Below are 24,016 nucleotides of genomic sequence, written 5' to 3' on the forward strand. Positions count from 1 at the left end.
CTAGCCTGCGTCTTTAAGACAAACTGAGCCATCTGGGAGTGGTATCCTACCAGACGTTAAGAATGCTTCCCTAGTTTTTAACCTCTCTGATGTGCCAGTGGCGAAGGGAAATATATACCTAGAAATAGGACTTACCGTAAATGTTCGTACCCGTTGTCAACAGTGAAAATAGACCGTTAATGCCGACTACCCCAAGTCGCGCAAAGCGCTGGATGCGATCGGGCAAGGCAACACCATTCTGGAAGAAGGGGGTATTTTGTGTCCGGCTAAATGTAGAACCTTCAAATCACAACTATCAGCCCATTGCGGTAGGCATCGATCCGGGTAGCAAGCGCGAAGGATTTACCGTTAAATCCAAACCACATACCTACTTAAACATCCAAACTCATGCCGTTGATTGGGTAAAAGACCGAGTTGAAGTAAGGCGAAATATGCGACGCTCTCGTCGGTTTCGGAACACGCCGTGCCGTCAAAACCGAGCTAACAGGTTGGTTAACAAAAATCGCATACCCCCATCTACTAAGTCGAGATGGCAGTGGAAGTTAAGGATAGTTAATTGGTTGACGTTAATGTTTCCGATATCAACATTTGTTGTGGAGGATATTAAAGCGCGAAAGAGGAAAAACGGACGTAAGTGGAACGTATCGTTTAGTCCTTTGGAAGTGGGCAAGCACTGGTTTTACGACCAACTCAGAAAGATTGCCCATCTTGAGATTAGATCGGGAAACGATACTTACGAACTGCGTCAAAATTTAGGACTAAAGAAATCCAAACAGAAGCTATCAAACAAGTTTGAGGCTCACTGTGTTGATTCTTGGGTGTTGGCTAATTGGTACGCGGGAGGACACATTCAACCCGACAACTCATCGCTAATTGAGATTGTCCCCCTTGAATTTCATCGCAGACAACTCCATCGCTTGCAACATTCTACTGGTCATATTCGATCTAGATATGGTGGCACTTTAAGTGTGGGTTTTAAACGCGGTTCAATCGTTAAACACCGTAAATATGGGTTCTGTTACGTTGGAGGCTGGCAAGAATCCCCAACAAAGAAAGACCCGTACCGGAAAACAATTAGCTTGCACGATTTAAAAACTGGCAAGCGTCTAACTCAAAACGCATCGCCCACAGATTGTAAATTTTTTTCCTACAACTCGTGGCGTATTGCAAATTAAATTTGTAAAGCCGTCAAGCTTATGACGGGGTTTCTACCCATAGGGCACAGGGAATAAATTACAAAAAAGCCCAATGCCCAATGCCCTGTTTGCCCTGCGGAAGCCAATTCCCTGCGGAAGCCAATTCCCAATTCCTAATTCCCAATTTCCAATTCCCCATTCCCATGATTAACTGTCAAATTCCTACAGGATTAATTGTTTCTTGTCAAGCACCTGCTGATTCGCCGCTGCACGATCCGATCGTGATTGCAGCAATGGCCCGCACCGCCATCAATCGAGGGGCATCGGGCGTGCGGATTGACACTCCGGCTCACGTTGCAGCGGTGCGACAACAAATATCGGCTCCCATAATTGGTATTTGGAAGCAGCAACTACCGGGATGCGAGATTTACATTACTCCTCGGTTTGAAGACGCGCGGGCGATCGCACATGCAGGAGCCGATATTATCGCCGTTGACGCGACTTTGCGAAACCGCCCTGCTGGCGAAGACTTAAAAACATTAATCGATCGCATTCACAGCGAATTAGGGAAATTAGTCATGGCGGATGTAGATACAATAGAAGCTGCGATCGCGGCGGCCCAAGCTGGTGCAGATACTGTCGGTACTACTCTTTTTGGCTACACTCCCCAAACAGAAAGTTTCTCGCCGCCCGGATTTGATTTGCTAGCGCAAATGGTGGCAAAGCTCAAGATTCCCGTTATCTGCGAAGGCGGAATCTCTGGGCCCTCCATGGCTAAAAAAGCATTGAATTTAGGAGCAACGGCTGTTGTTGTCGGTGGAGATATTACTGGAATTGATATTAAGGTGACAGCCTATGCGTCGGTGATAGGAAAATAAATAGGAAATTGTAGAATAAGAACTCTACGGGATTTTACGTATTTATGTATCTGCCAATAGGCATATTTATGTCGGTCACTAAAGAGCTAAAAGTTGTCATCGCTGTATCCTCCCCGAAATAATCCGGATGAGAATTAGATCTGCCTGTTAATTGAATGAAAGAGCAGATTAATTAATTAATATGGCTAGCGATTTTTCTTTTAACTCTAAAGTCCGATTAAACAAAAATACCTCGGATAATCCTGGACAGCAACGCAGTCGATCGCTCCAAGTGATGGTTTTTATGCTGATCGTCACTACATTAGTGGCGATGCCGATGTTTCGTCTAGCCGAACTGCAACTAATACAGGGAGCATACAACCGCCAGCGGGCGGAAAATAACCGCATTCGCCCTGTCTCTGTCGCCGCCACTCGCGGTCAAATTTTAGACCGCAACGGCAAAATTTTTGCAGCCAGCCGCGTATCGCGATCGGTCTATTTGTGGCCAAAAGAGCGATCGGCCTTGGAGTGGCAAGAAGTCGCCGCTACACTCGGTCCGATCGTCAAAGTTCCCGCAGCCGAAATCATCAAAAAAATCGATGAAGCAGGCTACAAATCAGCATTACCAGTGCGAATTAGTAAAAATATCGATGTCGCTACTTTCGTCGCTTTGGGAGAACAAAGCAATACTTTGCGCGGCGTTGAAATTCGCGCCGAATCGAGCCGAGACAATCCCAACCAGCAATTAGCAGCTCACCTTTTGGGATACGTCGGCGAAGCTAGTTTAGATCAATTAAAAGCCAATCCTGCATATCCGATGGGCATGATCGTCGGTCAGATGGGAGTTGAAAAATTAGCTAATCCAACTTTAGAAGGTGTTTGGGGAAACCGTTTAATTGAGGTGAATGCTAAGGGCGAGGAAATCCAAGATTTAGGTGTAAAAGATCCTATTCCCGGCAAATCGGTGCAGCTAACTTTAGATTTAGATATGCAGAAAACTGCGGAAAAAGCTTTGGGCGATCGCCTGGGTGCCGTTGTGGCGATCGACGTAAAAACCGGCGCTCTTTTAACAATGGGTAGTTGGCCCACATTTGACCCCAACATTTTCACCCGCAAGGTGACTCAAAAAGAATGGGAGCGGCTGCAAGGGCCAGAAAAACCCTTTTTAAATCGCGCTGTTCAAGGCTATCCAGTCGGGAGCACTTTTAAGATTGTCACTTCTGTCGCCGGGATGGAGTCGGGCAAGTTTTCTCCTGACTCGACTTTGGAATCATCTTCTTCAATTACGATCGGCGGAATTTCTTTCAACGAACACGGCGCAGGTAAAGGCGTCATCGGTTTCCGCGATGCTTTAGCCTACAGCAGCAATACGTTTTTCTATCAAGTAGGCATGGCTGCCGGGCCGGAACAAATGTCGAAATGGGCTAAAAAAATGGGCATTGGTGGCACTATTAATTTAGATCTTTTGGGGATAGACGGCGCCAATCACGGTCAAGTGCCGATACCGGCAGAGAAAAATAAAATGTATGGGGAAGATTGGTACGTCGGCGATACCGTCACAATGGCGATCGGTCAAGGTTTGGTACTTTGCACGCCCCTAGAATTGGCAGTGATGGTATCAACAATTGCTAACGGCGGTTCGCGAGTGCAGCCGCATTTGTTGGCATCTCAAACCAATACACCCCTCACCAAAAGAATCCCAACAGGGATTAAACCTTCTACTTTAAAGGTCATTAAAGAAGGATTGATTGACGTGGTGAAAAAAGGTACAGGCCGCGGTCTGAATGACGGTACTATTCCTTTAAGTGCTGGTAAGACAGGGACTGTGGAAATGCCCGGTCATCCTGACAATTCGATGTATGTGGGTTTTGCTCCCGCTGACAAGCCGGAAATTGCGATCGCAGTTATAGTCGAAGGCGGAGGATTTGGTGCCGTCTCGGCCGCACCAATTGCTCACGAAGTATTTAAAACCTATTTTCAAAAGCAAGGTTTTAAACCTACGAATAAGCCTTTCTAGTCCTGACTTATATTATGTCTCGTCAATTACCCGTTATAAAAACGTTTGATCGTTCGGACTTTAGTCCTCAGATGGATGTGGACTAAAGTCCGAACGATCAAACCAATCTTATTACGGTTCGAGGGGACATGATATTAATTGTTGACTGTTGACTGTTCGTATTTTATGATGTAGGGTGCGCGGGCGCACCTTTTTCAATTTCCCTCAAAGTTAATTAATATTATGTCCGGTCACTAAACGTTATCAAGTTTGATCGTTCGGACTTCAGTCCTCTCTCATTTGATAAGGACTGAAGTCCGAACGATCAAACCTAGCTAATTTGATGCTGCGTCCTGGACTTTTCGGCTAATCTGACTGTTGGCAGATACAGAGGATTTAAACTTTATTAATCCCTCTTTCTAAAATAATCATCTCCGAGCCAACAACCGGACTTCTAGCTATTAACTTTCCTTCCAAGTTGGCAATTTGTAACTTGCTGAAATCGAGGGAGTTAGCTTCTTTCCACATTTGACTCGCGAGCTGATTTTGCTCTACATCGCTGAGTTTGTACCAATCTTCAGCGACTTTGACAGTCAAAAGACCGATCGAGAAATCAGCATCAACAGACTTAACTAAACCGCCGCCCAGGCGATTCGTAATGTCAGCAACTTGAGTCTGAATCGCCGCAATCAGCGACTGTTCCGGCGTCAGCGGCGGCGGGATAATTTCTACAGGTTCCGGTTTTTTCGGAGCCGCTAAATCGGGCAATTTACTTTTAAAATTAGTGGGTGCAGGCTGAGAATTTGCGATCGCCTCTGGAGATTTCGCTGTTCCCGGCGCCACCAAATCGTCAAAGGTTGGCGGTAACTGCTGTGCTGCTGGAAAAGGCGCTTTTGCTACTTTCTGGGGCGGTTTTCCCGAGAAACTGTTGAGAGTTAAACCGATCGCAACGATGAGAATTGCAGCTAACCCCGCGTTTAAAATTGGATCGGACAGCTTGGCGTTTGCAGATGCAGGTAGCAGATCCCGCACTAGCCGCACAATACTTTGCCAAAGTACACCGACTTTCTGTAAAAAACTGCCGCCGGTGGGTTTTGATACAGGCTTTTTCTCGAATTTTACCGCAGCTTTTGGCGGGGGCGCGCTGTTAACTTCCGCAGCAACAGCAGGAGTTGTTGTTGCTGAGTCAGAAGCGGTGGGCGCGATCGGCAATTCTGACTGCGACAATGGTTCTGCTGCTAATTTTTTCCCTTTTTTTCCCAAATTCCCGATCGAGCTCATCAAACCTTTGATTCCCTGATTTGTGGGAACAGCGCTGCTGGTCTTTTTAGCTGGGCTGCTAGTCGCGGCGGACTTTTTCGGCGAGTCTACCTCCGGTGTCGGAGATTGAGACGGTTCTGGAGTTGGTGGGTTTAGTTGTTCTTCTGACATTTTTTCTGCCTTGGAGCGTTACAAATATATATCTAAACAGGATAAATTTTAGTTGAGCCATCTCAGCCTTAATTTATCATTTCATTAGTTGTAACTGAATCAAAATGAGCATCAAACGCCGTCACTTTCTAATTTTAGGCAGTCTGGGCACCTTAGGTTTTGCCGGAGTCTGGAAAATGCTTCAGCTTCGGACTTCCTGGGGTACAGACGCCAATGCTGCTGAGCCTTCTAACGTTGAGGCGCAAAGGGCGATCGTCCAATTGCCGGCCTCACCGCCTATTTTACGCTTTATTTCGGTGGCCGACACCGGTACCGGGGCTGAAGGTCAGTATGCTGTAGCTGAGGCGATGGCGCAATATCACCGGGAAAATCCTTTTAATGTTGCTGTTCTTGCCGGCGACAACATCTACAATAACGGCGAAATTGAAAAAATCAATGCTGTTTTTGAGAAGCCTTATCAGCCGTTATTGCAGCAAAACGTCAAATTTTATGCTTGTTTGGGAAATCACGACATCCGCACTGCTAACGGCGACCCGCAAGTTAAATATCCGGGTTTTAATATGCAAGGTCGCTACTATACTTTTCGGCGCGATCCGGTACAGTTTTTTGCTTTAGATACCAATCACAATGCTGATTGGGAAAATCAGCTTGTTTGGCTGGAGAAAGAGTTGAGTCAAAGCACCGCACCGTGGAAAGTTGTGTTCGGCCACCACCCGATTTATTCCTCGGGCGTGTACGGCTCGAATCAATCTTTTATTAAGACTTTTACGCCTTTGTTTCAAAAGTACGGCGTGCAGGTTTATATCAACGGACACGAGCACAGTTACGAACGCACTCGCTCGATTGACGGTACGACTTATCTAGTTTGCGGGGCCGGCGCGGGCACTCGTCCGGTGGGGCGTTCTGAGTGGACGGAGCATTCTGCGACGCGCCTGAGTTTTGCGACGTTTGATGTCTATGAAGACCGGATGTTTGTCAGTTCTATCGGTACTGACAACCGGGTTTTTGACCGGGGAGTGCTAAAAGTGCGATCGGCTTAATTCACATTATATTTAGGAGCCAACAATATGAATAGGGGTTGTAGAGCCAATAAAACTGGTTTTGTTTTAGAAGCAACTGTAGAAGGTACGTTGAGAGGTCACGGATATCTCGAAATATGTCCCGAGTTGCCGAAAAAGCGCAAGCTAGATTGGCTCTTGCTCTCTACGGCAAATCCCAAGCGATATGCTAAACAGGTTTATATCGGTTCTAGCATTTACGAAACTGAAATAAATGTCGATTTTTATATTGTTGGTTCTGGTTCGTTTCCTCTCGGTCTAATTGTTGAGTGCAAGTGGCAAGAAGATAAAGGTTCCGTTGATGAGAAGTATCCTTATCTCAATTTAAATATTAAAACTTGTTATGGGGTTCCAACTATTGTGATCGTGGGCGGTGACGGGATGAGGCAAGGTTCGATCGACTGGTTCAAAAAACAAATTCCCGACAATCAAAATCTCTTGGGGGTTCACAAGCTCGAAGGTTTTATTACCTGGGCCAACAAACATCTGTAATCACGCATTACCGATCGCGATCGCCCTTTTTCCCTTCCCTACAGTTGCATTTTTTGAGGAAACTGCTATTATTTACGATAACGCAGCATTCAAATATTTTTATTTTACCAAATTGAATTTAATAATGGTAATAGTGGCAAAAATAAAATTTTACTCACCACTCCCATTATCTAAAATATACCCCAAAAGTCCAGACAAATCAATAGGTAATAATTCCTTTTTTCCTCGCGGATTTTGAAACCCAGTTTCTACAATAATTCTTTGTGAACACCTAGAAATATACGACTAATCAACCAGGCTTGTTGGTTGCCGATCGCCCTTTTTCCCTTCCCTACAGTTGCATTTTTTGAGGAAACTGCTATTATTTACGATAACGCAGCATTCAAATATTTTTATTTTACCAAATTGAACAGTTTTAGGAAGTATAATTTAATAATGGGAATATTGGTAAAAATAAAATTTAACTTACCACTCCCATTATCTAAAATATACCCCAAAAGTCCAGACAAATCAATAGGTAATAATTCCTTTTTTTTCGGCGGATTTTGAAACCCGGTTTCTCCGATTTTTTTGTTTTGTAACGATAAATATACGAAAAAACCGGGTTTCTGAGGTCACAGTTTCATTGTTTATACATCAGGGCGAGAAACCCGGTTTCTCTGATTTTTTTGTTTTGTAACGATAAATATACGAAAAAACCGGGTTTCTGAGGTCACAGTTTCATTGTTTATACATCAGGGCGAGAAACCCGGTTTCTACAACTTTTGGGTTGAATAACGATAAATACACGAAGAGGTTTCTACAACTTTTGGGTTGAATAACGATAAATACACGAAGAAACCGGGTTTCTGAGGTCACAGGCTGCCGTACAAAATATGTTTAGCGATAGACTTTGCAAAGAGTGTTTATTTAAACTGAACTTATTAATAATTCCTTGACTGGGCCGCGCTTGCAACTCTTAGAGTTAATTCCCCTTGCTGCTGATATTTCAATTAGTTTAGGGTGCGGAACAATCTTAAAAGCTTGACTATCGCTGTAGATTTGTTTAATGAAATCGCAGTTAGAATTAGATAGCATAACTTTGACGCCCCGTTCGGAAAGTTCTGCAAACACATTTCTCAGTTGAAGCTGTTCGGATTCTTTGAAATTATCTCGGCTGTAAGCGGTGAAGTTACTTGTGGTACTGATAGGATAGTAAGGTGGGTCAAAATAAACAAAGTCTTCGCTGCTTGTAGCAAAATCCAAAATTTCCGGGAATTTTCTGACTTGAATTTGAGCGGGCTTGAGTAAAGATGAGACCGATCGCAATAAATCTGGTTGACAAATGTTAGGATTTTTGTATCTGCCTATGGGAACATTAAATTCACCTTTGGAGTTTTCTCTGTAGAGGCCGTTGTAACAAGTTTTATTGAGGTAGATCAGCCGTGCTGCTTTTTCTGTGTCTGTGTTGTAGGAGCGCGATCGCACCCAGTAATAATACTCTTTATTGTGCTTGCTGTGTTCAGAGGCGTGCTCGAACAAAAGCTCAATCAGATCCTCAACTTTATCCCTGACACAGCAATAAGCATTAATCAACTCAGGATTAATATCTGTTAACACAGCTTGCACAGAAGGGTGCTCTTGTGCTAAGTAAAAAAATACGGCTCCGCCACCCAAAAAAGGCTCGTAGTAAGTGGTGAACTTTTCGGGAAAATAAGGTTGATATTGTCCAATCAACTTAGTTTTACCTCCCGCCCATTTCAGAAACGGACGCGGCAAGACGAAAGAATGTGCGGCAGCAGACATTTAGGTAGAAATAACAGCCCTATAATATTTATCACAACTACAACTCAATAGAAATACTTCTCTCATTCGTTACCGGAGGTCGCGTTCCGGCATTGAACAGACTCAGACCCGATCGCACGACCAAAACTTTTCGTTAGAATTATATATATTAGCACCGCCCTGGAAGAATGCCCGATCGCCCGATCGCCCGATTTAGCTCCGGCTGTGCCAAAATTGTCTAACTCGCTCACAAGTGTTACCAGTCAAAGATCGAGCTGTAACACTTTACCCCACCTGTACTCATGCAAGATTTCATTAATAACGTCTCTCGCTACCCCCGCTTTTTCATTACGATTTGTCTGGGGATTTTCTTTTTCCTGTTCGAGCGACTCAAGCCCCTGCTCGATCGACCGGCAACTGCGATCGCCCTGATTACTTCGATTGTAGCGACTTTTGTCTTTCTAACTTTTACACTGCGTGCCATGTTAGGTCTGAGTCCGGTTTAAAGGCAAAATTTCTGCCCGAAAAAGCCGGCCCCCTCTGACAAACAGTGGCCCGCAAACCAGGAACGTAGAGGGTTTGCGGGTTGCGACTTCTGAGTTTGAGTTGAAACGCTAACCCCCGAAATAAGTGCAACTCTTCGCGTGCGATCGCACACTTGGCAATAGTTGCTGCGATAGATTAAAAGAGGAAGAAAGTTACCCTAGTTATGTGAGCGCTCCTCAACCTTGGCGCAAGCAAACATTACCTCCCGTGCAGCACAACAGTTTCCGGCTATCAACACCACTGGGGAAATACTGCACCTCTGTTTCCCCCATTCCGACTTAATCCTTAGGAAGCGGCACACCCCGCCCCGCTTTCCTCTCCCGTTAACCTGACGGTATCACGAGAGTTTCCAGCGGACAAGACAGATGAAATTTGAACATATCTATCAATTTTTTCAAGACCCACCTCCTGTTTATCTCAACAAGGAACTAGCAGTGTGCTACATTCTCTCGGTGTTATTGCGCGGAGATTCCTACGGTACAGAACTCATCGGACAGCTAGAAAGGGAATTCCCCATCTACCGACTTTCTGATACCGTCCTCTACAGCGCTTTGAAATTTCTCGAAGATGAAGCCGTCATTACCGGTTACTGGAAAAAAGTAGAAGGACGCGGCCGCCCCCGCCGGATGTATCAAATCCTCCCCGAGTGGCGGCACCAAGCTCAAGACCTGGCTCGTCTGTGGCACGACTATATCGGTCAGGGAAACGGCGCGTCAGGGCGTCGCCCCCGAGCCCTAGAAACTGGTCACACGGGTTAGCCTGCGTTGAAATCCGATGGCTAAACCCTTGAGATGCGGCTGCTACTAGCAAAGCGAATTGTCGGATTGCCTTCGCTTTGCCAGCATCGCCGCACAGCGATTAGAGTAGCGATTCACTACGTCAGGACTTACGCACGGTCACTTGAGAATTAAGGATGATGGGGAGATATGGGAATTGGGTGATGGGGAGAAAAACGCATTGCTAGAAAGCTTGCCGAGAATTTGGGTTAAAAAGTGTCTGCGTAAGTCCTCGATCGCTTTCCTCTGTAAACTTATGTAAAGTAATAGTGGATAATTTCAATTACACAAACTTCTACCGATGGATACTACTGTTCTTTCTTCAACCTTTGTGATGACGCTGCTGTTGGCTGTTGGCTTGTTTTTCTTCATCAAGGCCTCAGTCAAAGATCGCATCGAACAAGTCAAGCTTGCTTCCGAGAGCGCCCAAGAGTTACTGTTAACCCAGCTACAAGAGTATTTTGCTGCTAGGGCTTACCGAGTTGCAGCCGTTGATGCTCCCAACTATAAAGTCACCTTTGAGGGTTTTGTGCGGCCGAGTTGGTTTTTAGCTATCTTTTTAACTTTGTTGAGTGCAGGCGGCGCTTTGTGCTTGGGACTGGTTTTAGGAATGCTAGTACCGCAGCAAGGTAAAATTTTCCTAGGTTTGGTACTGCTGTCGCCGTTGACGGGGGTATTTTACTGGAAAAAAGCCGGACGCTCCGAGCAAGTCCTTCTCAAACTCGAATCAGTTGCTGACTCGGAAAGCCCAACTAAAAGCTTTGTTACTGTCAGAGCTCACCGCGACGAACTAGCAACAATGCAAAAAGCTTTAAATTTGAAACCGCTGGAAGATTAAAAGTTTGGCGCGAAACGTTTTTTGATATGCTAGATGCCGTGCTTCGACTTCGAGCCGACAAAAGGATTGCTGCTGGCAGCTCTGTCGTTGGCCCGAAAGTTCGATCGGGCACAGTCAAACGATTTTAGATTGTGAGATTTTAGATTTATTCTACAGATGAATCTGGGAGCTTTAATTTTCGTCTCAAATTTGGGGTGGATCGCAAATCGATTCGGGGCTTGTATCCGTTTTTGGGCAGAGTCAAAAAAAACCATTATCCTGAGAGTGCCAATTGTGCCGATCGCCCTTTCAAGGACGATCTATCCTGTTGCGATGGCTCCTTACACCTTAACTTCCCAAGGATTTTTCGCGTAAATTTCAGTTGGCACTCCCCAGACAATGAGAACTCTCGCGCTTTTGTTAAAAGAGCTAGAAAAACATTGCTGTCAATGTTTTGACCTAAACATTTCGATCTATGCGCGACTGGCGGACACCGCAGGAATTTTTTCTGCGGTTGCTTCCAGCATCACCTTTAAGCTGGGAAACAAGAAATGGTTCTCTTCTACGTATTGGGCTCCGAACAAACCTTTTTCAGCCCAGAAGTATCTGTCGGTGGTATGCTCGTTACGCTTGACCAACAGTAAAGCTGGGGGAGCAATGCCTTCGGCATGGATGAACTTGCGAGCCGCTGTTACGGGTTTATCTTCGCCGCTCTCGATGCTATATTGAGGCACACACTCTAAAATTCTGCGTCCTTCTTGTCGGCGGCGACTTTTGCGCTTGCGTCTCCTGGCCAATTTCTTTACCTCCTCTGTGAGCAGACAGTGTGAGCAGACAGTATGAGCAGACAGGTTTTGACATACTCCCCAGCCCTAAAGACATGGGGATTCTGGTGGATTCAAACAGCTTTTCTCAAGCACAGCTTGTCTGATATTGCCGAGCATCCTCGGTTGATGCCCCAACCTATCTCAGATTTTTTGGATTATAGAGTTGAGACCGGATTTTTACATCTGGCGAATCAACAATAATATGATTCAATCATCAAAGCTGTCCCGATCGGACGTGGCTTTAGATCCAATTTTTAGGTAATCATAGCTACCAAATCCGAGGCCAGTATATCCGTTCTAGCTCTAAACTTCAAGTGTTTTTAATATATCGACATAATCTTAACATTCGTGTCGATCGACAAAAGTGCAGCGGTTGTGGTAATGTGGGCCGGAACTTGCGGCATCAGCCAAGCTTGGGGATTTGTGGAAGATAGGCAGGCGGGGCTTTAAAGCAATGGTGTTTGTGAAAGCTGAATCCTGGGAACCGATCGGCCTGCAATCACAGCCCACAGACGAGAAATTTAACAGTCTCCAATCTGTAATGGGGGGCCGAGCAGTTGTAATTTACTTAAAATTCCGTTAGAGATCTTAATGTGGCGCTCATGTTAATGCCAGCCAGTTCAGAATTTGTCAAGCTTTGTCGATCGCAGGTGGCGATCGCCGTCAGTTTGGGCGCGACATTCAGCGCAGTATATCTGACACAAGAGCTGGTAGAAGGCAGCGAGGCAAAGTTGGTGCCGATCGCAGTTTATCCAGAAAGCTCAGTCGAACCAGAAAATCAGGAGTTGAGGCTGGAATCGGCTGTAAGCTCGACAGTGAAACCGATGCCGCGGCGGTTGGCTGCGCCGGCTTTGGCTGTGGAAGCATCAACCGCGGGTGCGATCGCGCCCGAGCCGCTTCCGGGTTGTGAAAACCGGGACAATCAGTGCCAAGGCCCGGAGAATGTGTGGCAGCAACGGAAGCAAATTGTGACGCCTCTGATACACGAGGGAGCTGTCATGGGACTCCTGGTCAGCGGTAGGCAAGACAGGGCTTGGAACGATCGAGAGGAGGCTCAGATACAACAAATTGCTCGCACCTTAGCCCTAGCCTGCATTTTAGACCAGCGATCGCAGTGGATGCAGCAGGAATTGGGATCTTCTCGGCAAATCCAGGCTCAGGTTTACGACACGATGCACAACTTGCTGCACCAGTTCAAGAGTCCGCTGACAGCGCTGCGAACTTTTGGCAAACTGTTAGCGCGCAGGCTGGTACCAGAAGACAAAAACCGCAGTGTGGCTGTTAGTATTGTCCGAGAGAGCGATCGGCTCTCTGAATTGCTCGGCCAGTTCGATCGCACAGTAGACACCGGCGAAGCAAATCTCAGACTCCCATCAGGCACTTCAGAAACAGCAACATCCAATATCGAATTAATCCAGCATTCTCCTCTGTCGCTGTCGCCTGCGGCCAATTTGGACGAATCCTGTGCAGTGCCAGAAGTCTTAAAACCGCTGTTAATTTCCGCTATGGCGATCGCATCGGAAAGGCATCTGTCATTGTTAGCCGACATTCCGGCGGATTTACCACCAGTCTCGGCGAGCGATCGAGCTTTGCGCGAAGTTTTGAGCAACCTAATTGACAATGCTTTGAAATATACCCCCGCCGGCCGCCAAATTTATATTAAAGTAAGCTACGAAGCGAACCACCGCCCCTTACCTGCCATAGCAGTTGCAGTCAGCGACACAGGTTCCGGCATTCCCCCCCAGGATTTAGAGCATTTATTTGAGCGACACTACCGGGGAGAAAAAGCTCAGACAGAAATTCCCGGTACAGGATTGGGTTTGGCGATCGCCCGCGATTTAGTCCGCCAAATGCAAGGAGAAATCCAAGTATTTTCCCCAGTAAATCCGGAATGGCTGCCATCTAGTGCAGCTCATTTATATCCAACGGATAGCGGCACTACATTCGTCGTTTGGCTGCCGGTAAAGAAGGAGAACAACTGTTTGTAGTGCGGACTTCAGTCCGCTCTTCGGTTGCGGACTGAAGTCCGCACTACAAGCCTTACTTATTGGGGTCAATAGATCGGACATGATATCATTGCCAATCTAAAATTAAAAATATAAAATAGTCTCACAAACTCTATACCTGGGAAAAACCATATAAAGCATCTGCCTTTATTCGATAAAATTCCCAACTTTTCAACTTTTTTAGAAAAGCTCAAAAAACACTTTTTTACCGTACCATTTTTAGTTATTTTCAACACTCTGACTGTCTTAATTTTAGGCGGGCTGAGCCTGTACGCCAAACTCAACAACCAGGGAGACGGAGTTGAACGCCTCTTTAGCGATCCTTTTAATTCCTGGTTCCCTTACGAAGGCCTTCTCACGGGAATTTCCGAAGTCCTGTGGTGCATCCCAGTCGCAATTTGTGCCTTTACCTTCGGAGTTTTGCGCCAAAAAGACCCGCGCAGTCGATCGGCAATATTCTTCTTTTTTAGCGCTTTACTGCTGGGAGTCTTTTTCCTGGATGACAGGTTTCGGATGACGTTGATTCTTTCTCGGTTGGGAATATCTAAGAAATTAATTTATTTGTGTTATGGTAGTGGCGTTTTCCTTTACGCATTTAATTTTTGGCCATACATCAAAACCACTCCTTACCTGCCCTTAATCGCCGCATTCCTCTTATTTGCTATCTCGCGGTTTGAGGATATTATAAATACTCGAAGTCTAGGAGTACACGCCATGTTAGAAGATGGCACTAAGTTATTAGCTCTTCTGAATTTAGCTTTGTACTTTTGGCACGTATGTCATCAAGAAATTTGGCGAAATTTGACAGTTGATAGTTGATAGTTGACAGTTGACAGTTGACAGTTGACAGTTGGGAGTGGGTAGTGGGCATTAATCAGTCGTCATTAGTCAGTAGTTAGATGGAAAAATCAAGAAATAAGCAAGATAAGCTATTGACCAATGCCCCATGCCCAATGCCCCATGCCCCATTCCCCAATTACCCATTCCCAATTACAAACAAACTTTTCAGGTTTTTTTTATTCCTCTGGTTAAAACTGTCAGGCAATCCCCGAAACCGCTGGAAATTGGGAAATTGAAACCCGCGAACATCAGCCAGTAACTTTGGCGTAGATTTTACCGCCGAAGTTGCAGCATGAAAGGCAATTTCTTTCTCTACTGTTAACACATTTCCGTAAAGATTGGCAATTATTTCTTGACCCCCGACAGTCATTTTCAAATGCTGCAATCCTTCTTGAATGTAGGGATACACAACATTCCAAAAAAACTTGGGATAGCCCGATCGCAAATCTGCCGGATGGCGGTAGCCTAGATTTTTATTACTACCTATTTCTTCAAATTCATAAAACAGCGCCGGTATTTTTTGCAAGTAGCGGGGGTCGCTGAGTTGACCGAGCAAATCTGCTGCCCGCACTAAGCCGGCATAGTTGCCAGTACAAGAGTGTTCTTCGTCATTAGGTACGGGAAAGCGAGTCAATTCAATATTTCCCATAATAGCCTCCGCATCGATCAAATCATGACCAACAAAATGTTCTTGCACGAACATTTTCCCTCTGTCTACGTGATAGGGAGTTAAGCTAGCATCAGTTGTACCCGATTCTAGATAAATTGTATTGTTATCTATGCCAGTGGCATACAATCTTTGGCTTTGTCGATCTTGGGGGCAGATTCCTTTGACGTAACCGATATCGTGGCACAGCCAAGAAACGATCGCCTCCAGCCAATTTTCTCGGGAGATGTTTCCTTCGCTGAGGTATTTACCGCGCAATATTTCTTGCCCTACTAAGGTGACAAGAACTGTATGTTCGACATTGTGATAAAGAGCGTCGCTGCTGGCAATTTTTTCTAAAGCTAGGCTGACAACCTGTTCGATAAGTCGGGCGCTGTCAGATTTAATGTTCCCGTAAGTGTTTCGGTATTCGGCTTTTAAGCTTTCAGTTAAGGAACTGATGATGACTGTGGTGGGGTTCAACATTTGTAGTTACCTTGATGGCGGGTGATTGCGAACTATTGCATATTTGCAATTAGTCTGTCAGAGGAGTATTTTTTTTTCAAGAAGTCATTTGTGCAGTCAATCTAAAATCTAAAATCTAAAATCGATCGACTGGCTGTTGGTTTTTATTGTCACCGATCGCAATTGGCGATCGCAACCAGAAAAGCTCATAATTTTGACAGTTTTTGCACCCCAGCAATTTCCCGCTGATTGGGGATCTACGGCAATACCTCATAAAAACTCATAAAACCTCAGGAAAGCGAAGAAGCAGCTAATTCGACTCGGAATTGGCCGTGCAACCCCTCAGCTCGGCTTTTGGCTTGAATATTTATCCGCGAGGCTATACAATTTATCAAAAGTCTTGCTATCAAGGAAGTGTTGGATTTCTTTGCTACAACCAACCTACAGCAGGCAAGTTCCCAAGCCTGACAGCCATCAGCGATTCCCCAATCTAAAATCTACAATCTACAATCTAAAATCTACAATCGAAATACCTTAGTAGAAAAATGAATATTAAAGAAGCTTTAGAATTTATAGAAAACTCAGTTCACCTCAAAACTGGCAAACACCTCAACGATTTGGAAAGGCAGGTTTTTATCGGGACTTGGCAAGGACAAACCTACGAGCAGATTTACCCATTAAACCCGGAATATGTCGAAAAAGATGTAGGATACAAGCTGTGGCAGAAGCTGTCAAGTATCTTGGGAGAGAAAGTTACAAAAAAGAACGTGCGAGGAGCCATAGCTCGCTCGATCGCGCGGCAGGAAATGCGATCTGCAGAGCATCTACAACAGCCTTCCCAGACTGAGCCGAGAAATGCGAAAAATCAGGGAAAACAAGTTTTTATTAGCTATTGCAACCAAGAACCCGATCTGAGTTTGGCACTGGAGCTTGCGGAAGGCATAAATGGGACGGGACACCAAGTATTTGCAGCAAATATTGGGGCGGTTTATCCCGATCGCGAATCAGCAAAAAACTGGCTTTCTCAAATTGACTTTCAATTAGAACAGTGTGACTATTTTTTGTTGCTGCTGTCTGGGGAAACGGCAGTTAGCGAAATAGTCATGGAAGAATTGCGGAAAATCAAAGAATTGCGCTACAGGCGCCTACATTCGGCGCCTGCCGTGTTGCCAATTCGAGTCAATTATCCCCCCAGCATACGGCTAAACCACGACTTGCGGAACTACATCAACGATACTCAGCAGCGCGAGTGGACATCGCCGGCTGACACGGCACTGCTGCTACAAGAAATCAACCAAATGCTGTTAGAAACAGTCGCTGGAGAAAGCACAGTACAGCCAGCAGGTACAGCGCAAACAGATACAGAAGATGACATATCCGCAGGATTTATAGTTAATTTAAACCTGCTGGCGCCAGAGCATTCTTTCCCTAAAAGTGCGGCCAATACTGTAACCATTTCTCGGACTCTGCCACTTTCAAATCCTCCATCACCCGCCGCAGAGCCGCAGATTCCCCAAGGACAAGTCAGGCTGGATTCGGCTTTTTATGTCGATCGCGTTCCCTGGGAAGCTCAGTGTTACAAGGAACTTTTGCAGCCGGGAACTTTAATTAGAATTAAAGCACCGAGACAAATGGGTAAAACTTCGTTAATGGCGAGGATTCTTTATCAGGCAAAAGAACAAGGCTACCGCACTGTTCCTCTGAGTTTTCAACACGCAGATGCTGCGTCATTTACCAATCTCAATGCACTGCTGAGGTGGTTCTGCACCAAGATTACGCGCAAGCTGCGTTTGCCTCACCAAATTGACGATTATTGGACGGATACTTACGGCAGTAAAGATAATTGTACGGCTTATTTTGAAGATTGTTTGTTGTCGGGAAACAATGCACCGCTGGTTTTGGGATTGGATGAAGTCGATCGCGTTTTTCAGTATCCTACAATTGCTGATGATTTTTTTGGACTGCTAAGGGCTTGGTATGAAGAAGCGGGCTATGGCGACAGCGATAGCGAACTGTGGGCAAAACTGCGTTTGGTGGTGGTACATTCAACAGAAGTTTACATTCCGCTGAACGTAAATCAATCGCCTTTTAATGTTGGACTGCCAATAGAATTGTCCGAGTTTAGCGCCGAACAAGTGGCGGATTTAGCGAGAAGGCACGGGCTGAATTGGCAAATAAATATAGTGGAAAAGTTGATGAATATTGTGGGCGATCATCCGTATTTGGTGCGAGTAGCATTATATCACATTGCTCAAGAATTTGCTCTTTTTAATCGAAGATTTTCAGGTTCTGCAAAAGAACAAAAAGATTTAGAGGAAAGTTTAGATCGACTTTTAGAACTTGCTCCTACTGAAGCGGGAATTTACGGCGATCATTTGCGCCGTCATTTGTGGAATTTGCAAGAACATCAGGAGTTAGCAGCGGCTTTTAGCAGGGTGGTAGCAGCTACTGAACCTGTAGAGTTAGAATCTGTGCTGGCGTTTAAGTTGCACAGTTTGGGGCTGGTGCAGTTGCGGGGAAATGAGGTAACTGTGCGCTTTGAGTTGTACCGTCAGTATTTTGGCGATCGGCTAAAATGTATTTAAGATTAATCTAACTTACAACACTCTTGTTGGAGGTAATAAAATGCCGTCTCCATTTCCAGGGGTAGACCCTTACTTAGAAAATCCTGAATTTTGGCCGGAAGTTCATCACCGCTTAATTACGGCGATCGCCGATGCGATCGGGCCTGCGCTGCGCCCGAAATACCGGGCGGCAATTGAAAAGCGGATTTATTTGAGCGAGGCCGAAGATAGCGATTTGTTGGCAATTCCTGACGTGACAGTATTCGATCGCCCGTCCACCGCCAGCCCATCTGTTATGACTGCAACGCTGCCCCATTCTGAACCGATGACTGTTACCGTACCAATATTGGAAGAAGCTAGGGAAGGCTATTTAGAACTCCGAGAGGTAGGTACAAATCGGGTAATCACAGTCATAGAAATTCTTTCGCCGAAAAACAAACGCACTGGGAAAGGTCGAGAGGCCTATGAAAATAAGCGACAAGAAGTGTTGAGAAGTGCCTCTCATTTAGTAGAAATTGACTTGCTCAGGGCCGGGAGACAAATGCCTGTAACTGGCGGGACTAACACGGATTATCGCATTTTAATTAGCAGGGCGAATCGCCGTCCAAAAGCTCAATTGTATGCTTTTACGGTACGAGAAGAAATTCCACCATTTTTCTTGCCATTGCAGCCGGGAGATACAGAATTTCAGGTAGATTTGCAAGCTTTGTTCAGCGGTGTGTATGACAGAGCGGGATTTGATTTGTCGATCGACTATGCTCAGCCACCCGTGCCGCGACTGAAGGAAGATGATGCTGTTTGGGCTAATGCACTTTTACAGGAAAGAGGAGTTATATGATTTTAGATTTTAGATTTTTGTTCGTAGTGTGGACTTTAGTCCGCAAAATGGAGCGGACTAAAGTCCACACTACAAACCGTTTTTGTTATGGCGATCGATCGGATCTGATATAAAATACTATCATTAAGTTAAGAAGAGTAAAATTTTTGATTTCCTTTGCATTTACCATCACTGGTACGCCAGTTTCTTTACAAACAAATAACCGAGCGTTACTTCAAGAGTGGAAAGCTCAAGTGCGCGAAACGGTTGCCGAAGCCTTGCCGATCGGAATGGAAGCTACTAGCGATCCAGTTCAAGTCATCATCACTCATTATTGCATTACTCAAACATCAGATTTAGATAACATCATTAAACCGATTGTAGATTCCATGAATTCTCTAGTTTACATTGATGACAGGCAAGTTACCGACCTCACAGTAAAACGGCGCAAACTTAAGGAATTAGTTGATTTTACTGCGATATCTCCTTTGATAGCCGAAGCGTTGGCTGCGGGGCAAGAATTTATCTATGTTAAAATTGACCTACCAACCGAGCCGATGGAGCTAAATCGATGATAGCAGCACTAGAAAAATTAGAAGCAACAGAAATTGTAGAGATTGCCGATAAATATCGCCAGCAAGGTTATCAAGTTTTGGTAAAGCCGAGGGATTATGACTGGCAAAAGTTTATTGCGAATCAGCAAATAGACTCGATAATTTGCACGGTTAAACAATCGGTCATCGCAGCATTAAAACCCCGTTCTCACGAGTCAAAAACGCAAAAAGATTTAGAGGAGGAGGCTAACGCGAGTTTGTATGACTATTCTTGTAAAGATGTAGAAGATATTCATTTTTACATGAAAAAAGCATTAGAAATGATCGAAAAAGGTAATTTCGAGCTTGCTACCTGTTCGATCGGATCTACGGGTGAAGCAGTGATGCGGATGGTAGCCGAACACCACTCGATTAATTTTGAAATTCAAGAACCGCCCATTTTGGCTCAAACATTCCTGGCTCACGGTTTGATGAATGGGGAGGATTATGAAGTTTTGGTGAGGGCGCTGGAAATTCGCGATCGCGTGATTTTCCAGCGAGAAAAGGTTACTGTTGAACTCAGTTTGGCGCGCCGTGCTTTTGAAGCATTGCAGCGTCTTTTAAGTCAATCGGGGCAAGTTGAAGGGTAATGAGGCTCTCAAAGGGCGATCGGCTGTGTATTCTACTCATTGAAAACAGGTTATGTATCAAGAAAAAAGCTCAGCCTACACTTACAAAGTTGGTGGACATTTGCCTCTAGATGTTTCCACTTATGTAGTACGAAAAGCGGATTCTGAACTTTATCAAGGCTTAACAAATGGCGAGTTTTGTTACGTGCTCAATTCTCGCCAGATGGGTAAAACTAGCTTGCGCGTGCGAACTATGCACAAGTTGCAAGCAGAAGGTATTGCTTGTGCGGCGATCGATCTAACTAAAATCGGTTCTCAAGATATCAATCCCGATCAGTGGTATGCAGGGGTAATTAGACGTTTAGTTACCAGTTTTAAGCTCGATTTGAATTTGAGATCCTGGGTGCGCGAGCGGGAATTTTTGCCGCCCGTACAGCGCTTGAGCGAGTTCGTAGAACAAGTTTTGCTGGAAAATATTCAGGGTAAAATTGTCATTTTTGTTGATGAAATAGACAGCATTTTGAGTTTAAATTTTCGGGCAGATGACTTTTTTGCATTCATCCGTGCTTGCCATGAATTCGATCGCCTGACTTTTGCTTTGCTGGGGGTTGCGACTCCTTCGGACTTGATTAAAGATAAATACTGTACGCCTTTTAATCTCGGCCGCGCTGTCGAATTGTATGGCTTTAAACTGCACGAAGCTCAACCTCTGGTGCAAGGTTTAGCAGGGAAAGTTAGCTATCCTGAGTCTGTTGTAGAAAATGTGTTGATTTGGACGGGAGGACAGCCGTTTTTAACTCAAAAAATTTGCAACTATATTTGGCAACAAGCCGAAAATTTTCCGGCAAAAATCCCTCAGGATAAATCTTCGATCGCAGATTGGGTGGAGAATTTAGTACAGACGCAAATTATTGACAATTGGGAAGTTCAAGACGAACCGCCGCATTTGAAAACAATTCGCGATCGCATTCTCAGAAGCGGACAGCGTACTGAAACTTTGCTTAAGATTTACCAGCAAATTTTAATTGCTTCTGACTCGTGCAGCGAAGCTAAAATTCCCGCTGATGAAAGCCTCGAACAAATGGAACTGCGATTGTCTGGTTTGGTTGTGAAGCGAGGGGGGATTTTAAGTATTTATAATAAAATCTATGCCTCTGTATTTAATCGAAATTGGACGAAAAAAGCTTTGGCTGCTCTGCAACCAGACTTTAAACAATTAGTTGCCCATCAAGAACACAAAGTCCTATCTATGCTCAACAGTATGGAAGGCAGAGATTTTGAGGATGTGCTCTATGAAATTTTGGGTTCGATTACTATTAAACTAGGGGAATTGATGAGTGTCGATCGCATTACAATATTTTTTATAGATAAAGATAAAAATGAACTGTGGTCGATTATTGCCAGAACGACAAACAGCAATTCGACAAAGATTCAAATTCTGGCTAACAATCCAACAGCAGGCAGAGTGACAATTTATAAAAAAGCTGTCAGCATTCCCAGCGATTTATCGGAAACTTGGTATTCAGATGTAGTGGAAGAGCAAGATAGAAAGACTGGTTACAAAATTTACAGCAATTTGACCTCACCTATGTTGAATGAAAAGGGAGATATATTTGCTTTTGTGCAGTTGGTTAACAAGCTAAAAGAACAGCACAATCCGGCAGGAATTTTTTCTGAAAAAGTCGAGATAGAAGGGTTTACAGAAGTCGATCGTACTTTAATCGGGAAGTATGCTCCAGCTATTCAGCGGTTGTTGGAAAGGTGTCAATCTTGTTACAAGTTAACTCAAAGATTGCAAGCTTCAGAAGCTTTGACGGAAGCAACGCGATCGGTCTCTCAAAGCAGTTTGGATTCGGAAGAAATTATCACTAAAGTGATGGAAGCTGCTAAAAGATTGATGAATGCCGATCGCAGTACGCTTTGGCTTTTAGAACGCGAAACAGGGCAACTGTGGACAAAAATCCGCTTTGAAGATGGCTCGGTTCGCGAACTCAGGATCGAAGTCGGACAAGGTTTTGCGGGTCAAGTTGCTGACAGCGGCAAACCTGTAAATATTCCCTTCGATTTGTACGAACATCCCGAATCAATAACTGCAAAACAAACCGATCAAAAAACCAAATATCGTACTTGCAGTTTGTTGTGTATGCCTGTTTGCAGTCCTGACGGTGAATTAGTTGCTGTGACTCAATTAATTAACAAAAGAAGACCGGGAGATTTCCCGGAATATGACCCGGAAACGTGGCCGGAAGCACCGGAATGCTTTCAAGACAGCTTTGATGCTAACAGTCAAAAGTATATGCAAATTTTTAATACTCAAGTCGGGGTGGCGCTGCACAATGCGAGACAATTTGCGGCGATGAAACAGCAGGCTGAATATCACCCCCAAAATGTGGTCAGCCAAACTCTGGCTATGCTAAATCAGGTGATGGACGGTCAGGGTTTTGATGATATTCTTGATGCTACTTTGCGATCGATTACTTTGAAAATGGGTAAGTCTTTGAATGCCGATCGCACAACAATTTTTCTTTTGGACGAAGAAAAAAATGAGTTTTGGTCGATTATTGCTGAGGCTGATGTTGAGGGCGATCGATCTTTAGAAATTCGCGTTGCCGCAGATAAAGGAATTGTCGGTCATGTGGCCTGCACCAAACAAAGCATCAATATTCCGTTTGATTTTTACGACGATCCGCGATCGGAAACGGCAAAGGCATTAGATATCAAAAATGGCTATCGAACTTATACTATGTTAACACTTCCTTTGTTAAATGACCAGGGGAATTTAGTTGCGGTGATTCAGTTAATTAATAAAATCAAACAAATGGATCGCCCTGGGAGTTGGTCTTTGTCAGAAAAGATTGATTTGGAAGGGTTTACAAAACAGGATGAAGAGCGATTTGCGGAAGATGCGAACTTGATTCAAATGATTTTAGAAAGTTTCCGTACTTTTCATAAAACAGCCAGAGGACAAAGAGTTGCCGCTGCTTTGATGGCGGCTACTCGTTCCGTCAGCCAAAGCAGCTTGGAAATTGATTCGATTCTGCAACGTGTGATGGAATCTGCTAAAGAGTTGATGAATGCAGATCGCAGCAGTTTTTGGGTAATTGATAGAGATGCCAATCAATTGTGGACAAAGATTATTTTGCCCGACGGTACTTTTTTTGAATTGCGAGTGGCGATCGGGCAAGGTTATGTGGGACAAGTGGCCCAAATGGGAGTTCCTCTAAATATACCGTTCGATCTTTATGATTATCCGGGTTCTGAAACTTCTAAAAAAACGGACGAAAAAACCGGATATCGGACTTGCAGTTTGCTTTGTATGCCTGTTTGGAATCCAGACGGGGAGTTGATTGCTGTGACGCAGTTAATTAATAAGATTAAATCGGATGGTGAGGATAAATCGATTGAATTATCTAAGCAAAATGTGCCAGAGCGTTTTCAGGCAAGTTTTGACCAAAGCGATCAAAATTATATGAAGATTTTTAATAATCAAGTGGGGGTGATTTTGCAAAATGCAGAATTGTTGGCGGCGGTTAAGCGGCAGGAACAAACTTTGAGAAATAATTTGAGTTCGCCCGGTGATTAGTATATTTAAAGAACAAAGAAGACATTTCGGTAGGTTCGTAGTGAGGACTTTAGTCCTTAGGTTCGTAGTGAGGACTTTAGTCCTTCTTTCTGAGGAGTAAAGTCCTCATACCATTTTTCTTTCTCCGCTGCATAGAATAGATCCTTTACCGGAAAGGATTTTAGGCGAACCAGGTCGTGGAGCTTCATACTGAATTGGTATCAGTCTTTTCCATTCCTAAGCCGTTTGGTGCG

The 24,016-nt window shown here is 44.6% G+C and carries 21 protein-coding genes; 16 read left to right on the forward strand and 5 right to left on the reverse strand.

Annotated features, from left to right (window positions below; translation table 11 throughout):
- Positions 1–140 precede the first annotated feature (140 nt).
- The 3 genes from JGK39_RS25630 to mrdA all read left to right on the forward strand — a co-directional run bounded on the left by JGK39_RS25630 (position 141) and on the right by mrdA (position 4,010).
- Entirely contained in the window at positions 141–1,175 is a 1,035-nt protein-coding gene (locus JGK39_RS25630) for an RRXRR domain-containing protein (RefSeq protein WP_293254528.1), read from the forward strand.
- A 164-nt stretch (positions 1,176–1,339) separates the two neighbouring features.
- Positions 1,340–2,014: an N-acetylmannosamine-6-phosphate 2-epimerase gene (locus tag JGK39_RS25635; RefSeq protein WP_293297755.1), complete on the forward strand. Its 675-nt coding sequence runs from the start codon at positions 1,340–1,342 to the stop codon at positions 2,012–2,014.
- Between the two features lie 181 nt (positions 2,015–2,195).
- Entirely contained in the window at positions 2,196–4,010 is a 1,815-nt protein-coding gene (gene mrdA / locus JGK39_RS25640; RefSeq protein WP_293254525.1) for a penicillin-binding protein 2, read from the forward strand.
- A 375-nt stretch (positions 4,011–4,385) separates the two neighbouring features.
- Here mrdA and JGK39_RS25645 read toward each other — a convergent pair whose 3' ends face one another.
- Complete coding sequence (locus JGK39_RS25645) at positions 4,386–5,420, reverse strand: hypothetical protein (RefSeq protein WP_293254521.1); 1,035 nt, start codon at positions 5,418–5,420, stop codon at positions 4,386–4,388.
- A 104-nt stretch (positions 5,421–5,524) separates the two neighbouring features.
- Between JGK39_RS25645 and JGK39_RS25650 the strand changes: the two genes are divergently transcribed.
- Together JGK39_RS25650 and JGK39_RS25655 are read left to right on the forward strand one after the other, a co-directional pair.
- The gene (locus tag JGK39_RS25650; RefSeq protein WP_293254518.1) at positions 5,525–6,460 is read left to right on the forward strand and encodes a metallophosphoesterase; all 936 of its coding nucleotides are present in this window, start codon (positions 5,525–5,527) and stop codon (positions 6,458–6,460) included.
- A gap of 27 nt (positions 6,461–6,487) precedes the next feature.
- Positions 6,488–6,970: a PD-(D/E)XK nuclease superfamily protein gene (locus JGK39_RS25655; RefSeq protein ID WP_293297746.1), complete on the forward strand. Its 483-nt coding sequence runs from the start codon at positions 6,488–6,490 to the stop codon at positions 6,968–6,970.
- Between the two features lie 909 nt (positions 6,971–7,879).
- Here JGK39_RS25655 and JGK39_RS25660 read toward each other — a convergent pair.
- The gene (locus tag JGK39_RS25660) at positions 7,880–8,755 is read right to left on the reverse strand and encodes a DNA adenine methylase (protein WP_293254512.1); all 876 of its coding nucleotides are present in this window, start codon (positions 8,753–8,755) and stop codon (positions 7,880–7,882) included.
- 62 nt (positions 8,756–8,817) lie between these two features.
- Positions 8,818–8,985: a hypothetical protein gene (locus JGK39_RS25665; RefSeq protein WP_293297749.1), complete on the reverse strand. Its 168-nt coding sequence runs from the start codon at positions 8,983–8,985 to the stop codon at positions 8,818–8,820.
- A gap of 51 nt (positions 8,986–9,036) precedes the next feature.
- On the opposite strand from JGK39_RS25665, the gene JGK39_RS25670 reads away from it, so the two are divergent.
- The 3 genes from JGK39_RS25670 to JGK39_RS25680 all read left to right on the forward strand — a co-directional run bounded on the left by JGK39_RS25670 (position 9,037) and on the right by JGK39_RS25680 (position 10,894).
- Positions 9,037–9,240, forward strand: a complete 204-nt coding sequence (locus JGK39_RS25670; protein WP_106148491.1) for a DUF751 family protein — start codon at positions 9,037–9,039, stop codon at positions 9,238–9,240.
- A gap of 405 nt (positions 9,241–9,645) precedes the next feature.
- Positions 9,646–10,038 (forward strand): PadR family transcriptional regulator, encoded by a 393-nt coding sequence (locus JGK39_RS25675; RefSeq protein WP_293254500.1) that lies wholly within the window; start codon positions 9,646–9,648, stop codon positions 10,036–10,038.
- 319 nt (positions 10,039–10,357) lie between these two features.
- Positions 10,358–10,894 (forward strand): cofactor assembly of complex C subunit B, encoded by a 537-nt coding sequence (locus JGK39_RS25680; RefSeq protein WP_293254497.1) that lies wholly within the window; start codon positions 10,358–10,360, stop codon positions 10,892–10,894.
- Between the two features lie 452 nt (positions 10,895–11,346).
- Here the strand turns inward: JGK39_RS25680 and JGK39_RS25685 are convergent, their stop codons facing one another.
- Positions 11,347–11,670 (reverse strand): DUF3155 domain-containing protein, encoded by a 324-nt coding sequence (locus tag JGK39_RS25685; RefSeq protein ID WP_293144355.1) that lies wholly within the window; start codon positions 11,668–11,670, stop codon positions 11,347–11,349.
- Between the two features lie 638 nt (positions 11,671–12,308).
- On the opposite strand from JGK39_RS25685, the gene JGK39_RS25690 reads away from it, so the two are divergent.
- Both JGK39_RS25690 and JGK39_RS25695 read left to right on the forward strand, forming a co-directional pair.
- Positions 12,309–13,688 (forward strand): ATP-binding protein, encoded by a 1,380-nt coding sequence (locus tag JGK39_RS25690; RefSeq protein ID WP_293254494.1) that lies wholly within the window; start codon positions 12,309–12,311, stop codon positions 13,686–13,688.
- Positions 13,689–14,126: 438 nt separating this feature from the next.
- Entirely contained in the window at positions 14,127–14,525 is a 399-nt protein-coding gene (locus tag JGK39_RS25695) for a hypothetical protein (protein WP_293297752.1), read from the forward strand.
- A gap of 157 nt (positions 14,526–14,682) precedes the next feature.
- Here the strand turns inward: JGK39_RS25695 and JGK39_RS25700 are convergent, their stop codons facing one another.
- Entirely contained in the window at positions 14,683–15,678 is a 996-nt protein-coding gene (locus JGK39_RS25700) for an Npun_R2479 family HD domain-containing metalloprotein (protein ID WP_366049049.1), read from the reverse strand.
- Positions 15,679–15,989: 311 nt separating this feature from the next.
- On the opposite strand from JGK39_RS25700, the gene JGK39_RS25705 reads away from it, so the two are divergent.
- The 6 genes from JGK39_RS25705 (at position 15,990) to JGK39_RS25730 (ending at position 23,783) form a co-directional block, all read left to right on the forward strand.
- Entirely contained in the window at positions 15,990–16,151 is a 162-nt protein-coding gene (locus JGK39_RS25705; RefSeq protein ID WP_293254488.1) for a hypothetical protein, read from the forward strand.
- 51 nt (positions 16,152–16,202) lie between these two features.
- Positions 16,203–18,242 (forward strand): AAA-like domain-containing protein, encoded by a 2,040-nt coding sequence (locus JGK39_RS25710; RefSeq protein ID WP_293254485.1) that lies wholly within the window; start codon positions 16,203–16,205, stop codon positions 18,240–18,242.
- Between the two features lie 40 nt (positions 18,243–18,282).
- The gene (locus tag JGK39_RS25715) at positions 18,283–19,059 is read left to right on the forward strand and encodes a DUF4058 family protein (RefSeq protein ID WP_293254483.1); all 777 of its coding nucleotides are present in this window, start codon (positions 18,283–18,285) and stop codon (positions 19,057–19,059) included.
- A 146-nt stretch (positions 19,060–19,205) separates the two neighbouring features.
- The gene (locus tag JGK39_RS25720; RefSeq protein WP_293254480.1) at positions 19,206–19,613 is read left to right on the forward strand and encodes a RusA family crossover junction endodeoxyribonuclease; all 408 of its coding nucleotides are present in this window, start codon (positions 19,206–19,208) and stop codon (positions 19,611–19,613) included.
- Entirely contained in the window at positions 19,610–20,221 is a 612-nt protein-coding gene (locus tag JGK39_RS25725) for a hypothetical protein (protein WP_293254477.1), read from the forward strand. The genes JGK39_RS25720 and JGK39_RS25725 overlap by 4 nt, the downstream gene beginning before the upstream one ends.
- A gap of 52 nt (positions 20,222–20,273) precedes the next feature.
- A complete protein-coding gene (locus tag JGK39_RS25730; RefSeq protein ID WP_293254474.1) occupies positions 20,274–23,783 on the forward strand; it encodes a GAF domain-containing protein in 3,510 nt (1,169 codons plus the stop codon).
- Positions 23,784–24,016: the final 233 nt, after the last annotated feature.

Origin of the sequence: Microcoleus sp. PH2017_12_PCY_D_A, from assembly GCF_020738565.1 — a bacterium.
Lineage (GTDB): Bacteria > Cyanobacteriota > Cyanobacteriia > Cyanobacteriales > Microcoleaceae > Microcoleus.